General features: G+C 39.7%; 1 protein-coding gene. It reads right to left on the bottom strand.

Annotation, left to right across the window (positions count from 1 at the left end; all coding sequences use genetic code 11):
• Positions 1-315: 315 nt before the first annotated feature.
• Positions 316-1,230 carry an IS3 family transposase gene (locus KM885_RS17735; protein ID WP_047186444.1) on the bottom strand — a complete coding sequence of 305 codons (915 nt, stop codon included), beginning with the start codon at positions 1,228-1,230 and terminating at the stop codon, positions 316-318.
• Positions 1,231-1,337 lie beyond the last annotated feature (107 nt).

Raw genomic sequence — 1,337 nt, 5'->3', positions numbered from 1 at the left:
TACACCTGCTTCTGTCAAGTAGACAGTACCAAAGTGTCTCAAAAAACTTTTCACAATACCTTTGTTTCCGATAGTTTGAGCTATGATCATATACGCCACCCTTGCCAGGCATTTGGGTTCGTGGTGGTGAATAAAGTGGCGAATCGGGAAAAATAAAGCTATTAAAGCTCCCTATTCGCACACAGAGCGTACCACGAACCATCTCTTCTAAGTTCTCGCTGGTCGGGGGCCCCTATCCCCAACACACCGAATCACTAAGAAGAGGCATGCCAGGCAAGGGCAAGCAGCTCCGCTGTGGTTCCCTGCGGTGCATTTTTAGCTTGCGTAACGCTTGATATATTTTACAGGACTCGTTTGTAATTTTGTGTTGATTCGATTATGATTAAAGTAATGGATATATTGGTTTGCCGCATTTTGAACTTCGAATACAGTCTCTGTGTTTTCAAAAAAACATTCTATTTCACACTTGTAATGACTAAAGAAGTTTTCAATGCATGCGTTGTCCCAGCAGTTGCCTCTGCGGGACATGGATGGGGTGAGGCCCATCTCTTTGACACGCATTTGATAACCAGCGTTTGTGAACTGTGTGCCTTGATCACTATGTAAAATGGCACCTTTCACAAACTTTTTTTCTTTTAAACGATCTAACGCTTCGTATACAAGCTCTATATCCTGACGTTGACTAATAGAATACGCCACAATCTCGTCATGAAATAAATCTTTAATCGCACACAAATAAAGATTCTTGTTTGGCCCCTCTATCACTGGTAAATAGGTAATATCAATCGCAAACTTCATTCCGGGTTTCTTTGCTTGAAAGTTTCGATTTAATATATTCGGTACTTTTTTATTTATCTCGTTACGCTTAACAAAGCGCCTTTGGCGGATCTTACAACGAATACCATATTTCCGCATGATTTTAGAGACACGCATCTCTCCAACCTCAATGTCATATTCCTCCTTTAATGCCATTTTCATTCTTTTTCTTCCCAATGTACCACGGTGTTTATGATGTAATTGGATGATATAGTTGTATAATTCTTCGTCCTTTTGTGCCTGCACACTACCCCCTCCACGTTTTTTCCATTTGTAATAACCAGATCGTGATACATCAGTCAGTTGCACTAACATCGTAACAGGATAATCTTTCTCATTTGCTTCTATAAAGGCAAATTGTACCTCTTTCTGCTTTCTCACATCCTTTCCAGCTCCAAAAGCTTTTTTAAATATTCGATTTGTAATGCTTGTCGTTCGATAAGCTCATCTTTGGTTTCCTCTTCTTTTCGTTTCTGTTTACCTATGCTTTTCATACCTCTTGTATCTTTTAACGCTTCATA

The sequence above is a fragment of the Oceanobacillus caeni genome, from assembly GCF_019037185.1.
GTDB classification, from domain to species: domain Bacteria; phylum Bacillota; class Bacilli; order Bacillales; family Amphibacillaceae; genus Oceanobacillus; species Oceanobacillus caeni.
Note: the sequence above shows the minus strand (reverse complement) of the source record. Positions and strands in the feature narration are given on the sequence as shown.